This is a genomic window from Halomonas sp. C10-5 (assembly GCF_057169305.1).
In genome coordinates, this window is record NZ_CP175665.1 from 47,065 (window position 1) to 60,836 (window position 13,772).

Here is a 13,772-nt window from a genome sequence, read left to right on the forward strand (position 1 = left end):
GTGTCGGAAGGCGATCCCTTGTTGCGGTTGAACGACTTCTTTCCCTACCGACTAGCCAATCTTCAGTCAGCGGTAAGCACGGCGGTTGGGCAGCGCTACCTGGAGCCTTTCCTCTTGAGCCACCACGAGTGGCGAGTGATGGCAACTCTCGCCGAGTGTCCCGGCTGGTCCGCTAGAGAGGTGGCAGAACACGCCAATCTGGAAAAGATGCAGGTTAGCCGTGCCGTCGCACGGCTAAGTAAAAAGCAGCTTGTGGAGCAGGCCGAAGATGGAGGTGATCGTCGGCGCATGTGCTTGCGGCTCAGCGAAGCGGGGTATCGGCACTATGAGAAGATCGTACCTAGGGTGCTGGCCGTGGAGGCGGAACTGCTCGAGGTGCTATCAGAGGAGGAGCGCGAGCAGTTCTATTGTCTGATGGATCGCCTGCTGGCGCGCTCCCGAGAGTTGCTGGATGAAACGCTCAATCCAGCCCGTTGAACTCCTGTTCGTGCAACCAGGCGGCGTGCTTTGGTGCGCGCTTGGTCTGTGACCACTCCTCGATCATGGCCGGTGCCACTTCCTTGAGTTGGCGCATCTGCTCCTCGGTCCCGGTCACATGGGTGAGCTCCAGCCGGTGTCCGTTGGGATCGAAGAAGTAGATGGAGCGGATGATGCCGTGCTCGGTAGGCCCGATCACCTCAACCCCCTTGCTTTCAAGCTGCTCCTTGGCGTTCATCATGGCCTCCTCATCGGCGACTCGAAAGGCGATGTGCTGAACCCAGTCAGGGGTATTGGGGTCGCGCCCCATCGGAGGAGAGTTGGGGATCTCGAAGAAGGCCAGGATATTGCCGTTGCCTGCATCGAGGAAGAGATGCATGTAGGGGTCCGGCTCCTTGGTGGAAGGCACGCGGTCCTCGGCGATGGCGACCAGGAAGTCCATATTGAGCTTGTCCTGATACCACTCCACGGTCTCCTTGGCATCGTTGCAGCGGTAGGCGACATGGTGAATCTGCTCGAGCTTTATCATTGTGACTCTCCGGTTGGTTTCACATGAAACAGTATTGGTAACATGTGTTACTTTTGTCAAGGGCCGTGGCTTGGTCCGCACGGCGCCCCTGCGGCATACTGGCTCTATTCATACTCTCGACCGGAACCCGACCCCATGAGCGAACGTGCGCTGAAGATCGGCGTGGTGATGGACCCCATCGCGGACATCACCTACAAGAAGGACACCTCCCTGGCCTTGCTGTGGGCCGCCCGGGATCGCGGTGCCTCGCTGCACTATCTCGAACCCGGTGATCTCTTTCTGCGTGATGGGCGAGCCTTCGGGCGCATGCGCGACCTCGAGGTGCATCGCGACCCCGGTCACTGGTATGACCTGGGCGAGCCCTCGCCGCGTCCCCTGGCCGAGTTGGATGTGATCCTGATGCGCCAGGACCCGCCGGTGGATACCGACTTCCTCAATGCGGTGCATCTGCTCGGCTTCGCCGAGCGCGAGGGGGTGCTGGTGGTCAACCCCACCCGGGCGCTGCTCGAGTGCAACGAGAAACTCTTCGCTCAGCAGTTCCCCCAGTGCTGTGCCCCGACCCTGGTCTCCTGCAGCGAGACCGAGCTGCGCGCCTTTCATGCCGAACATCAGGACGTCATTCTCAAGCCGCTGGATGGCATGGGCGGCAGCGGGATCTTCCACGTCGGCCCCGAGGGGCGCAACCTGGGCGCGGTGATCGAGACTCTCACAGAGCGCGGCCAGCGCCAGATCATGGCCCAGCGCTACCTGCCCGAGATCAGGGATGGCGACACCCGCATCCTGCTGGTAGATGGTGAGCCGGTACCCTATGGCCTGGCCCGGGTGCCCATGGCCGGCGAGACCCGCGGCAACCTGGCCGCCGGTGGTACCGGGGTGAGCCGTGAGCTCACCGAGCGTGACCACTGGCTGATCCGCCAGGTGCAGCCGATGATCCGCGAGAAGGGCCTGATGTTCGTGGGCCTCGACGTGATCGGCGACTACATCACCGAAATCAACGTGACCAGCCCTACCTGCGTGCGCGAGATCGATGATCAGCGCGGCACCGATATCGCCGGCCTGCTGATGGATGCCATCGAGCGTCGCCTGGCAGCGGCGCGGGGCTGAGAGGCGAGGCCGCCATGTCCCTGATCGCCGGCGACCCCATCCAGTATGCCCCGGTCACCCGGCCCTATCGGCGCTGGCTGGCCTGGTCGCTGGCACTGCTGCTGCACCTGGCGGTGATCGGCGTGGTGGCCAGCTGGCAGTTCGCCACCCCGCCGGCCGAGCGGAAAAGCCTCGACGTGGTGCTGGTGACCCGCGAAAGCGAGGCGCCGGTGGAGGCCGAGGCCATCGCCGAGGCCGACCAGCAGGCCGCCGGCAGTGAGCAGGAGGAGGCCCCGGCGGAGTCGCGCTCTGCCCCGGTGGAGGCCCCCGCCGCGGCGCAGCAGGGGGCCAAGGATGTCGACCCCGCCACGCCGGCGGAGCCCGAAGCGGCCGAACGCGTCGCCCCCGAGGCGCGCCCCGTCGAGGAGGCGCCCCCGGCGGCGCAAGCCGAGGCCGAGAACCCGCTGCCGCCCACGCCCCGCGAGGCGCCCCAGGCCGCGGACGCCGAGGCCGAGCCCCGGGTGGCGGCGCCCTCCGCCTCGGGCCGCGACCTGCTCGCCGACGCCACCCGCAGCATCCGTGAGCAGGGTCTCGCTCCTGAGTCGCCCGGTGCTGACCATGCGGCCCCCCGTCAGGCCGCCCAGCGTGCCGCCGAGGCACGCTATATCGATGACTGGACCCGCCGCGTCGAGGCCTACGGCAATCGCGTGCACCCGGCGCCGCGTCATCTCCAGGGGCAGCTGCGCATTCGGGTGGTGATCGGCCGCGACGGCGAGTTGCGCCAGGCGGAGGTGATACAATCGTCGGGACATTCCGAACTCGACCAGGCGGCGCTGGATACCGTTCATGGTGCCGGCCCCTATCGTCCCTTCGATGCGGGCATGGGCAACCTGGACTCGCTCTCCATCACCCGCGTCTGGCGGTTCGGCCAAGGCAACAATTTCGGCGTGCGTTAGGACCGCCGGGGAGTCTCATGCAATCCGTGGAAAACTTCGGCCTGAAAGATCACTTCCTGCTGGCGATGCCGCACCTGGAAGACCCCAACTTCGCCGGCAGCCTCGCCTACCTGTGCGACCATGACGAGAAGGGCACCATGGGGGTGATCATCAACCGCCCCCTCGAGCTGACCCTGGAGGCGCTCTTCGAACAACTGGAGCTGGGCGGCGAGGAGAGCCCGCAGCGCAACGCGCCGGTCTACTACGGTGGTCCGGTGCACAAGGACCGCGGCTTCATCCTGCACCGCGGCTCGAGCGCCGACTGGGATTCCAGCATCCAGGTCACCGAGGAGATCGCCCTGACCACCTCCATGGACATGCTCCAGGCGCTGGCCGCCGGCCGCGGCCCCAAGCACTTCCTGGTGTGCCTGGGCTGTGCCGGCTGGGAGTCGGGCCAGCTCGAGGCCGAGCTGCTCGACAACGCCTGGCTCACCGTGGAGGGGCGCGGGGACATCCTCTTCGAGGTGCCGCCGGAGCAGCGCCTGGGCGCCGCCGCCGGGATCCTCGGCATCGACCTCAACCTGATGACCCGCGAGGCGGGGCATTCGTGAACCGGACGCGACGGATGGCAGGAGGGCGTTGATGGCCAGGCAGGGCGAGCGGTTGATCCTGGGCTTCGACTTCGGCACCCGGCGTATCGGCGTGGCGGTCGGCAACGAACTGCTGGGCAGCGCCCGGGAGCTGGACCCGCTGCCGGCCCGGGAGGGAATTCCCGACTGGTCGCGGGTCGCTCGGCTGGTGGAGGAGTGGCAGCCGGACCTCTTCGTGGTGGGCCTGCCGCTCACCGCGGCGGGCGAGGAGCAGGAGATGAGCACGCGCGCCCGCAAGTTCGGCAAGCGCCTGTTCGGCCGCTACGGGGTACCCTGCGAGATGGTCGACGAGCGCGGCTCCACCGGCGAGGCCAAGCTGATCGCCCGGGAGCGCGGCCATCGCGGCAGCTGGCGCGATGAGGGCGTCGATGGCATCAGCGCGGTGCTGATCGTCGAGCGCTGGTTCGCCGCCCGGGAGGGGCTGCCCGGCCAAGGGCCGGTGCAGCGCTGACGCCTCAGGCGGCGTCGGGACGCGTGAAGTCCTGCACCGAGACGCCGGCGAACTTCTCCAGGAAGAACACCAGGGTGGCGGGGTGGTGGAAGCGCTCCTCGAAGCTCTCGCGCTCGGCGTGGCGGCGGCGAATCACGCTGGCGCGGAACCCGTCGCCGTCGCGGGTCACCGTGACCCGCGACTCGCGCTGCCCGTCACTTGCCTCGGCCTGCAGCGGGCCGTTACCCTCCTCCAGCAGCGCCTCCAGCCGCCGGGCGGCCTCCAGCTCCTCGGGCGTGGCCCAGAGGGCCTGGTCGCGGTCACCGTAGCGATACAGAATCACCACCAGCAGCACCGAGAAGATCGCGCTGGCCAGCATCCAGGTGAGCAGCTCGCCGGAGAGCGACAGGTTGAGCACCGCCCACAGCTGCACCACGGCCGCCACCGCCAGTAGCGCCGCCAGAGGTCGCCACATGCGTGGATTCATGAAGCCGCGCTTGAGGATATAGCCCCACAACCCCACCACCGCCATGGCCCCCAGGGCCAGCTGAGCCAGCGACAGCGCGGTGCCGCCGCCGGCCAGCAGGGCGATGGCCCCGACCAGCAGCAGCACGGTGTAGAAGAGTGCCAGGAGCCGATAGGCGCGGTGCAGGTTCATGTCGTGGTGCCTCTTGCCGCCAGGGGGAAGGATCATCCCTCAGCATAGGCGAGAGCGGCGAAAGTGCGCGTTGCTTACAGTGCCGGGTCGTCAACGCCCACGCGCGGCGGCACGAACCAGCGTACCGGGCGCAGTTCCTGCTCGATCAGGTCGTCCACCTCCAGCAGGGTGGCGAAGATCGCCATGCGCACCGGGATGCCGTTGTCGGTCTGGCGGAAGATCGCCAGGCGCGGGTCGCCGTTGAGGTCGACGTCGAGGTCGTTGGCCTCGGGTCGGCTGTCGCGGGGCAGCGGGTGCATGACCAGGGTGTCGCGCCCGCAGCGGGCGTCGAGGAAGGCGCGGTCCACGGTGAAGTCCCGGGAGAGGCTGAAGCCCTCGCTCATCTCGGCGGTGAAGCGCTCCTTCTGGATGCGCGTGGTGTAGACCACGTCCACGTCGGCATAGTCCTGGGCCAGGCTGTCGCGCTGCTCGATGCGATGCCCCCGGGAGGCGACCAGGTCGACCAGGTGGCTGGGCATCTCCAGCCCCGGCGGCGCCACCAGGGTGATGCGCATGGGGGCATAGAGCGACAGCAGCTTGATCAGCGAGTGCACGGTGCGCCCGTACTTGAGGTCGCCGGTCATCAGAACGTGGGCGCCGGCCAGGCCCTTGCCCAGGCGGCTGAATTCCTTGTCGATGGTGTAGAAGTCGAGCAATGCCTGGCTGGGGTGCTCGCCGGGACCGTCGCCGCCATTGATTACCGGCACATGGGTGGCGGCGGCGAACTCTGCCACCGACCCGAGCTCCGGGTGGCGCATCACGATGGCGTCGCAGTAGCCGCTCATCACCCGGCTGGTGTCGTAGAGCGACTCGCCCTTGGCCATGGAGGAGAAGGTGAAGCCGGTGGTGTCGCAGACGCTGCCGCCCAGCCGGCAGAAGGCGGCGTTGAAGCTGACCCGGGTGCGGGTACTGGCCTCGAAGAAGAGGTTGCCGAGCACCGCCCCTTCCAGCACCCGGCTGACCTGGCGCCGCTGGGCGATGGGCTCCATGCGGGCGGCGACCCGCATCAGGTGATCGACATCGTCGCGGGACAGGGAATCGACGGAGAGCAGGTGGTGACTCATCGGCGTGGCCTCGGCTGGAGCGAATGGACGGCCGCTAGTGTAGCGCCGAGGGCCAGCGGGTTCACCGGTTGTTGAATATGGTTTCATATGAAACTTTATGTGATCTGGGTCAAGGCGCTTTCATGGCTCTGCCGCGATACTCCTCACATGCCATTGCATCACGACAGGAGAGACGCCATGACCACCACAACCACACCCCGCACCGATGCTTCCCGCCAGCCGTGGTGGGCCCGTCTGTCAGAGCGTTGCTACCGGGCAACTACCCCGCGGCTGGTTCAGGACATGCAGCATGAGGCCGCAGGTACCTACGGCGAGATGCTCGAGGATCTGAAGACGCCCCTGGATGCCCACTTCGAGCGTGAGATGGCGCGCCAGCTTCAGGACGGGCAGCCCTTCGGTTTCGTGCCGGCCAGGACCCTGATGCCGGTGATGATGCAGCGCTTTGGCCTCCAGGATGGGGAACTGGCCGCCGACCCGGGATACGACGCAATGCGTGCAACCTGCAACGGCTGCCCAGTCGTTGGCAAGTGCTGGAAAGCCATGCGTGCCGGCGCCGATGTGGAAGTGTGCCGCAGCTTCTGCCCCAACGCCGAGGCGTTCGATAGTCGAGCAGTCAAGTAACGGCGCGTGACAGCGCTATCCTTAGCACGTGAAAGCCTCGGTTCGCTGAGGCTTTGATTATTATATCGCCATGGATTCGGCGAGCCGTCGTGCACATGCCATCACTGAAGCGGTTGCCTGGTCGGTTTCAAGGTCTTCCATGGCGACTACGCCTACACAGGCTTCCACGCTGCTCTGCAGGTGAGGCGCCGCGATGGGACTGGCCACGCCCACTGCCCCCCGCTGCAATTGGCCATGTGTCAGGCTGTAGCCTAGAGCGCGTGCTGTACGTACTGCCTCGCTCTCGTGTGGTTGGGGAGGCCGTCCGGCGAGTATTGCAATGCCGGCCGCGCCGCATGAGAGGGGGTGGCGGCTACCCACCCGGTAGCCAACTCTCAGAAGCCCTGCATCCGGTTCGGCAACCAGGATCACCACGGCTTCCTCTCCTTCGGCTACCGAGATAAAGGCTGTCGCTTGCGCCTCCCTGGCAAGGCGCTCCAGGAAAGGCTGGGCGGACCTCCGGAGCTGGGGTTCGAAATGGCCGGCCAGCAGGGCTATCTTCGCACCCAGTCGCAAACCTCCTTCTGTCCTGCGCACCACCAGGCCGTGACCTTCCAGAGTCGCCACAATGCGGTAGGCAATGGCGCGATGGACACCCAACTGCTCGGCCAGCTCAGCCACACTGAGTCCCCCATCCTGTTCTGCAATGATTTCCAAGGCTTTCAGCCCTCTATCCAGTGTCTGCAGGGTAGTGGACATGGTTTTACCTCGTTCCAGGGGAGATTGAGTTTCTCGAGTGGCGATGTTGACGTCGCCACTGAGGGAGCCTATGTTTCTGCTGTGCGTTTAATGATAATAAGTGTGCGATAAAAGTAAATATAGGTCGACCCCTACGGAGTACAACATGACTTCAGCCTCTACTTCTCCTGCTCAGCCCGAGGCGGGTGGCTGTCCCTTCCATCGGCAGGAAAGTCTGGCCCCCAATGGGTGCCCGATATCGCAAGAAGCTGCTGACTTCGATCCCTTCGATCGCCCCTACCAGCTGGACCCAGCCGAGGCACTGCGCTGGTCTCGGGATCAGGAGCCGGTGTTCTGGAGCCCGAGGCTGGGCTACTGGGTGGTCAGTCGGTATGACGACATCAAGACGATCTTCCGCGACAACATCACCTTTTCTCCCTCCATTGCTCTGGAGAAGATCACTCCGCCCAGTGACGAGGCCCTGAAGGTCCTCAAGCAACATGACTACGGCATGAATCGCACCCTGGTAAACGAGGATGAGCCGGCCCATATGGCACGGCGCCGGGTGCTGCTGGATGCCTTCGCTCCTGAAGCACTGGAGGCTCATGCACCCATGGTCAGGCGCCTGGTCCGCGAGAAACTCGATGCGATCATGGATCGTGGTCGTGCCGATCTGGTGGCCGAGATGTTCTGGGAGGTACCGTTGACTGTGGCGCTGCACTTCCTCGGTGTGCCCGAGGAGGACATGGAACAGCTGCGCCGCTTCTCAGCCGCCCACACCCTGAACACCTGGGGGCGCCCCTCGCCGGAGGAGCAGGTCGAAGTTGCCGAGGCTGTCGGCAAGTTCTGGCAGTACTCCGGCCGCGTGCTGAACAAGATGCAGCAGCAGCCGCGCGGGCATGGCTGGATGTACGACATGATAGAGAAGAATCGCGAGATGCCGGAGGTGGTCACTGACAACTACCTGCACTCGATGATGATGGCGATCATCGTGGCGGCTCATGAGACCACTGCTCTGGCCACTACCAATGCCTTCCGTCAGCTGCTCTCGCGCCCGCAAGTATGGGCCGAGCTGTGCGGCAACCCGGAGCTGATCCCGGCAGCGGCGGAGGAGTGCCTTCGCCACTCGGGGTCAATGGTTTCCTGGCGGCGTATTGCCACACGAGATGTCGAGGTGGGCGGGGTGACCATTCCCGAGGGCGGCAAGATCCTGATGGTGATGGCCTCGGGAAACCACGATCCGCGCCACTTCGAGAATCCCGACGATTTCGATATCTACCGCGATAACGCCGTGGACCATCTCACCTTCGGCTATGGTAGCCACCAGTGCATGGGTAAGAACCTGGGGCGCATGGAGATGCGTATCTTCCTGGAGGAGTTCACTCGGAGGCTGCCCCACCTGGAACTCGAGGAGCAGGAGTTCAGCTTCCTTCCCAACACGTCGCTACGCGGCCCCGAGGCACTATGGGTGCGCTGGGATCCAGCACTCAATCCCGAACGTCGCGACCCCCAAATTGGTACCAGCCAGCATGACTTCCCCGTTGGGGCTCCCGAGGCTCGGTCGATCGTTCGCCGTCTTGTTGTCACTCATGCCGAGCCGGAGGCCGATGGTGTGCTCGGGGTGACACTGGTCGATGCCTCTGGTGCACGTTTACCTGCCTGGACGCCCGGTGCTCACCTGGACTTGGTGCTGCCCGATGGCGAGTCGCGCAAGTACTCCCTCTGTGGCCCCGTGGACAGTGGTGATTGGCATATCGCCGTGTTGCGTGAGGAGACGGGGCGAGGAGGCTCGCGCTGGGTACACGAAGCTGTTCGTGAGGGCGTCGAGCTTCACGTGCGTGGCCCCAAGAACCATTTCCGCCTGGATGAGTCATCGAGCCGCTACCGGCTGATTGCTGGGGGTATCGGTATCACGCCGATCATTGCCATGGCGGATCGCCTCAAGGCCCTGGGCAAGGTGTATGAGATCCATTATGCCGGCCGGGGCTTGGCCAGCATGGCTTTCGTCGAGCGGCTGAAACGAGATCACGGTGAGGCGTTGAGCCTCTATCCCAAGGACCAGGGCAGGCGCATTGACCTGGCCGACCTGCTGGCGAAGCCAGCCAACGACACCCTGCTTTATGCCTGTGGTCCCGAGCGGTTGCTAGAGGCGCTCGAAGCTGCCACCGGACACTGGCCAGAGGGCTCCCTGCACGTTGAACACTTCACCGCCGGAGGGGCGCAGCTCGACCCCAGCCGTGAACATCTCTTCGAGGTAGAGCTGGCGGACTCCGAGCTGACAGTTGAAGTACCGGCCGATCGTACCATTTTGCAATCGCTCAGGGCTGCGGGCATCGATGTGCCTAGTGACTGCGAGGAGGGCCTGTGCGGCTCCTGCCAGATCGAGGTACTGGAGGGCGAGATCGATCACCGTGACAAGGTGCTGACCCAGGCCGAGCGCGACAGCCAAACGAGCCTGATAAGCTGCTGTTCGCGAGCCAGGGGGAAACGCCTGGTCCTGGCTTTGTAACAGCAGCTCTCGCACCATCAACAATGCAGTCAATCTGGCAAGGAAATGACAATGAAAAGACTGGCAACCATTACCACCTTCACAGCCCTCTTTCTGGGGGCCTTCCAGAGTGCCGCGGCCACCGAGTTGCAGGTGAGTACCTGGGCGGGTCCCAATCACGGGGTCAACTCCATCGTTTGGCCGACCTGGGGTAGCTGGTTGGAGGAGGCTACAGACGGACGTGTCACTATCAACGTGGTACACGACATGGGGCCTCCCGGAGCTCAGATGGAGTTGATCGCCGACGGAGTAGCGGATGTGACCTGGCTTTTTCACGGCCTGATGCCGGGACGCTTCGAGCTGACCAAGCTGCCTGAGTTCCCGACCTTCGAGGACTTCTCCTCGGAGGCTGCTTCTGTAGCCTACTGGCGGACGCACCAGGCGTACTTCACCGAGCTGAACGAGCATCGCGGCGTCGAGGTCATCGGTCTCGGGGTGCATGGACCCGGGACCCTCTTCCTCGAGGAGCCCATTGAGGGCCTGGGTGATCTGCCCGGCAACCGTGTTCGCATCGGCGGCGGCGTGATGGCCGACATCTCCGAGGCCCTGGGCCTGACCGGTGTGGCCTTGCCGCCCGCCAGCACCTATGAGGCGGCCGCCCAGGGCGTCATCGATGGGGCCATGCTGACTCAGGAGGGGCTCAAGAGCTTCCGCCTCTCCGAGGTGTTGCCCAACACCGTGCTGATGCCGGGTGGCTTCTATCGCGGCAGCTTCTCGCTGGTGATGAACCCCGACACTCTGGCATCGCTCTCCGATGAAGATCGCGAGGCTCTGATGTCCGTATCCGGCGAGCGTCTGTCTCGACTCTTCGGCTTCATGATGGACGTGGTCGACGAGCGCGGCATGGCCTTCGCAGAGGAGATGGGTAACACCTTCATCGAGCTGCCTCAGGAAGAAGTCGATCACTTCATGTCCCTGGTCGAGGACCTGCCCGAGCAGTGGGCCGAGACGGTAGCCGAGAAGGGCGTCGACGGTGAAGCCGCCCTGGAGCACTTCTACGAGCAGCTGGAAGCCGCCGGAGAGGAAAAGGGGCTGACCGAAGTGGATATCATCGAAGAAGAGTAAGACTGGCGCAGCAACGAAGCGGCCATGAAAAAGGCCCTCGACCTTACGGTCGAGGGCCTTCGTGCTTTGGGGGCCGCGGATGGCTTCTTCCGAATCTCACCAGACGCCGAACTGCTAACCCTGTTTTGGGCAGAGTCCGTTGTTTTCAAACCCGTCGGCACAGCCCCAGCAGCCCAGCCTTGGAGCGCACGCCAAGCTTGGCGTAGGCACGCTTGCGGAAGGTCTCGGCGGTGGAGAGGGCTATTTCGAGCTCGGAGGCGGCTGTCTTGAGAGTATGGCCGTGTAAAAGGAGCAGACAGAGCTCTCGCTCGCGCTCGGAGAGTGTCTGGAGGGCTTCCGCGTCCTCGTGGCGGGCGGGCAGGGCGGCCGGGCGTGCCTGGCGGTAGTGGCGCCGGATCAGACTGGCGATCAGTGGCGTCAGGGCCTGCAAGCCTCCCAGATCATGGCGGCTGAAAGGTCCGCGGGCCAGGTCCCGATAGAGGTTCAGGTAGTAGATGGCATCGGGGGCAGGGATCACGATGGACGCCTTGTCGGCCAGGTCCGGGAAGGCGAACAGATGGCTGCGGTAGGCCGGTGACATGTCCTTGGGCATGGGGATCAGTACGGCCTCCGCTCGCCCATCACCTGCCTCAAGCAGCTCGCGAAGCCTGGGATAGTTGGGGTCCTGACGGAACAGGCCGCTGGCATAGAGGCGAGCGAGCCGCCCGGCCACCTTGGGATAGCGGCTGTTATCCACCAGCAGGTACGACATGGCGTCGCCGCGGGTATAGGCGAACAGGATGCACTGCTCGACGCCCAGGCTCCTGCGCAGCAGGGCGGTCAGGTAATCGCCGAACGACGCGTTGCCGAGCTCGGCCACACAGTCGGCCAGGATGGCCATGAGTGCCGGCCAGTCGGGTGTCTGGTTATCGGGTAGGCCAGTCGACATGTCGGCTACTACCATGGTCGAGGGGAAAGGTTCAGATGTCCCCTTTTTAAGGGGACATGAGGGGAGGGTAGCACGGGGATACGCTGCGTCCACGTCAGACCACAACAACCCCAACCCCTGCAGGAGGTGTCCATGCGACCCGCCGGACGCTCAGAGACCGATTCGCTCTACTTCGATTACCCGCATTTCCACTTTGTGCGCCCACCCGAACTGGAGGGCGAGGCTGTGCGCCACCCGGTAGCCATCGTGGGTGCCGGCCCCGTGGGAGTGACGGCCGCCCTGGAACTGGCCCGTCACGGCATCGCCTCCGTGGTGCTGGACGACAAGGACACCGTCAATGACGGCTCTCGCGCCATCTGTATCTCCCGCCACAGCTTCGAGATCCTGCAGCAGCTTGGTGTCGATGCGCCCTTCGAGCAGAAGGGATTGGGCTGGACCCAGGGGCGTACCTACTTCCGTGATCGTGAGATCTATCGCTTTCGCATGCCGCACTCCGATCAGGAGCGTTACTACCCGATGTACAACCTGCAGCAGCAGTACATCGAGCAGTTCCTGATCGACAAGGCTCAGGCCAGTGATCTGATCGAGATGCGCTGGCAGAGCCGGCTCACCGGCGTCAGCCAGAGTGACGACGGAGCCACCCTGGAGGTGGCCACGCCAGAGGGGGACTACCGGCTGCAGTGCGATTACCTGCTGGCCGCCGACGGCGGGCGCAGCCGGATTCGCGAGGCCTTGGGGCTCTCCCTGCATGGCCAGGCCTACGAGGGTCGCTATGTGATCGCCGACGTGCGTCTGAAGTCCGACTTTCCGACCGAAAGGCGTGCCTTCTTCCACTCCAAGGCGATGCCCGACACCACCATCCTGGTCCACAAGCAGCCCGACGATATCTGGCGCATCGACTATCAGCTGGCGCCGGGCGAAGACCCCGAAGAGGCAGTTCTCGAGGAGCGCATCCGTGAGAAGGTCGAGCTGGTCGTGCGTGACGTGATGCACGAGCAGGGTGACTGGGAGCTGGAGTGGTGGAGCCTCTACAAGGCCTACACCCTGGCGCTTGATGACTATCGTCATGGACGCGTGTTGTTCATCGGCGACAGCGCCCACCTGGTGCCGATCTTCGGCGTGCGCGGACTCAACAACGGCCTGGCGGATGCTGCCAATGCCGGCTGGAAACTGGCGGCCATCCTCAAGGGGCAGGCCCCGGATCGGCTTCTGGACAGCTACAGCCCGGAGCGGCGCGGTGCTACCCTGGACGTGTTCGCCAATGCCGGCAAGAGCACGCGTTTCATGACGCCGCCCACCCGCGGCCATGCGTTGATGCGCGATGCCGCCCTGGCGCTGGCCTACCACAACGCCTACGCCAGCGGCTTCGCCAACCCTCGCCAGGTGACCCCCTATACCTACGCGGAGAGCCCGCTGACCCTGGCCGATGATCCCTCCTTCGAGGCCGGCCCCACCCCGGGGGCACCGTTGATCAACCGCCGCCTGGGTGATGATGACTTCCTGCTCGATCATCTCGGCAGTGGCTTCAACCTCCTCCACTTCAGCGAGGATGGACGTATCGACGGGGGACTGGAGCAGACGCTCGACGACCTCCGCTCCCGCGGCCTGGATATCACCCTGCAGCGTGCGTCACGCACACCGGGTGACGAGAAGACCCTCGTCGATGTGGATGGCAGCCTGTTCGCCGGCTATGGGGCGCGGCCCGGCAGCGCCTACCTGGTTCGCCCCGACCGTCACGTGGCGGCCCGCTGGATGGTGCTCGATCCGGCCGAGTTGAGCGCGACCCTGACTACTGCCCTGGGAGGAGAATGACCATGACCGATACCACACTGCCCTTCGCCGATCTCGAGCAGGTCTACGAACGACTGGCGAATACCCTGGATGAGCTCCCGGAAAGTGAGGAGCGCCATTTCCTGGCGCAGCTGGCGCTGGCGCTGGCGAATCGCGTGGCGGACGTCGGTCAAGTGATGGCTGCTATCGAGGAGGCGCAGGAGGGAACCCTCATCGATCGGGACAGCGCCTGAGCGA

15 protein-coding genes are annotated in these 13,772 nt (G+C 64.8%); 10 read left to right on the top strand and 5 right to left on the bottom strand.

Annotated features, from left to right (window positions below; all coding sequences use genetic code 11):
• Window positions 1-477 carry a MarR family winged helix-turn-helix transcriptional regulator gene (locus ACJ7IV_RS00210; RefSeq protein WP_483865271.1) on the top strand — a complete coding sequence of 159 codons (477 nt, stop codon included), beginning with the start codon at window positions 1-3 and terminating at the stop codon, window positions 475-477.
• Here ACJ7IV_RS00210 and ACJ7IV_RS00215 read toward each other — a convergent pair.
• Window positions 461-1,006 (bottom strand): VOC family protein, encoded by a 546-nt coding sequence (locus ACJ7IV_RS00215; protein WP_483865272.1) that lies wholly within the window; start codon window positions 1,004-1,006, stop codon window positions 461-463. The two genes, ACJ7IV_RS00210 and ACJ7IV_RS00215, sit on opposite strands and share 17 nt — an antisense overlap.
• Before the next feature lie 135 nt (window positions 1,007-1,141).
• On the opposite strand from ACJ7IV_RS00215, the gene gshB reads away from it, so the two are divergent.
• From gshB to ruvX, 4 genes are read left to right on the top strand one after another with little or no spacing between them, the layout of a single operon-like run.
• Window positions 1,142-2,110 (top strand): glutathione synthase, encoded by a 969-nt coding sequence (gene gshB / locus ACJ7IV_RS00220; RefSeq protein WP_483865273.1) that lies wholly within the window; start codon window positions 1,142-1,144, stop codon window positions 2,108-2,110.
• A 14-nt stretch (window positions 2,111-2,124) separates the two neighbouring features.
• Window positions 2,125-3,045 carry an energy transducer TonB gene (locus ACJ7IV_RS00225; protein WP_483865274.1) on the top strand — a complete coding sequence of 307 codons (921 nt, stop codon included), beginning with the start codon at window positions 2,125-2,127 and terminating at the stop codon, window positions 3,043-3,045.
• A 17-nt stretch (window positions 3,046-3,062) separates the two neighbouring features.
• Complete coding sequence (locus ACJ7IV_RS00230; RefSeq protein WP_483865275.1) at window positions 3,063-3,635, top strand: YqgE/AlgH family protein; 573 nt, start codon at window positions 3,063-3,065, stop codon at window positions 3,633-3,635.
• Window positions 3,636-3,666: 31 nt separating this feature from the next.
• Complete coding sequence (ruvX, locus tag ACJ7IV_RS00235; RefSeq protein ID WP_483865276.1) at window positions 3,667-4,125, top strand: Holliday junction resolvase RuvX; 459 nt, start codon at window positions 3,667-3,669, stop codon at window positions 4,123-4,125.
• A gap of 4 nt (window positions 4,126-4,129) precedes the next feature.
• On the opposite strand, the gene ACJ7IV_RS00240 is transcribed toward ruvX, so the two are convergent.
• Window positions 4,130-4,762, bottom strand: a complete 633-nt coding sequence (locus ACJ7IV_RS00240) for a hypothetical protein (protein WP_483865277.1) — start codon at window positions 4,760-4,762, stop codon at window positions 4,130-4,132.
• A gap of 74 nt (window positions 4,763-4,836) precedes the next feature.
• Window positions 4,837-5,865, bottom strand: coding sequence for an aspartate carbamoyltransferase (locus ACJ7IV_RS00245; protein ID WP_483865278.1), 1,029 nt, complete (start codon window positions 5,863-5,865; stop codon window positions 4,837-4,839).
• Window positions 5,866-6,042: 177 nt separating this feature from the next.
• Between ACJ7IV_RS00245 and ACJ7IV_RS00250 the strand changes: the two genes are divergently transcribed.
• Window positions 6,043-6,486, top strand: coding sequence for a hypothetical protein (locus ACJ7IV_RS00250; RefSeq protein WP_483865279.1), 444 nt, complete (start codon window positions 6,043-6,045; stop codon window positions 6,484-6,486).
• A gap of 60 nt (window positions 6,487-6,546) precedes the next feature.
• Here the strand turns inward: ACJ7IV_RS00250 and ACJ7IV_RS00255 are convergent, their stop codons facing one another.
• Window positions 6,547-7,224 (bottom strand): IclR family transcriptional regulator, encoded by a 678-nt coding sequence (locus ACJ7IV_RS00255; RefSeq protein WP_483865280.1) that lies wholly within the window; start codon window positions 7,222-7,224, stop codon window positions 6,547-6,549.
• Between the two features lie 145 nt (window positions 7,225-7,369).
• Here ACJ7IV_RS00255 and ACJ7IV_RS00260 point away from each other — a divergent pair, with 145 nt between their 5' ends.
• Both ACJ7IV_RS00260 and ACJ7IV_RS00265 read left to right on the top strand, forming a co-directional pair.
• The gene (locus ACJ7IV_RS00260; RefSeq protein WP_483865281.1) at window positions 7,370-9,712 is read left to right on the top strand and encodes a cytochrome P450; all 2,343 of its coding nucleotides are present in this window, start codon (window positions 7,370-7,372) and stop codon (window positions 9,710-9,712) included.
• Between the two features lie 51 nt (window positions 9,713-9,763).
• The gene (locus tag ACJ7IV_RS00265) at window positions 9,764-10,816 is read left to right on the top strand and encodes a TRAP transporter substrate-binding protein (RefSeq protein ID WP_483865282.1); all 1,053 of its coding nucleotides are present in this window, start codon (window positions 9,764-9,766) and stop codon (window positions 10,814-10,816) included.
• 145 nt (window positions 10,817-10,961) lie between these two features.
• Here the strand turns inward: ACJ7IV_RS00265 and ACJ7IV_RS00270 are convergent, their stop codons facing one another.
• A complete protein-coding gene (locus tag ACJ7IV_RS00270; RefSeq protein ID WP_483865283.1) occupies window positions 10,962-11,744 on the bottom strand; it encodes a LuxR C-terminal-related transcriptional regulator in 783 nt (260 codons plus the stop codon).
• A gap of 132 nt (window positions 11,745-11,876) precedes the next feature.
• Here ACJ7IV_RS00270 and ACJ7IV_RS00275 point away from each other — a divergent pair, with 132 nt between their 5' ends.
• On the top strand, window positions 11,877-13,556 hold the full coding sequence (locus ACJ7IV_RS00275) for an FAD-dependent monooxygenase (protein WP_483865284.1): 1,680 nt from the start codon (window positions 11,877-11,879) through the stop codon (window positions 13,554-13,556).
• A gap of 2 nt (window positions 13,557-13,558) precedes the next feature.
• Window positions 13,559-13,768 (top strand): hypothetical protein, encoded by a 210-nt coding sequence (locus ACJ7IV_RS00280; protein ID WP_349607403.1) that lies wholly within the window; start codon window positions 13,559-13,561, stop codon window positions 13,766-13,768.
• The last annotated feature ends 4 nt before the right edge of the window (window positions 13,769-13,772 follow it).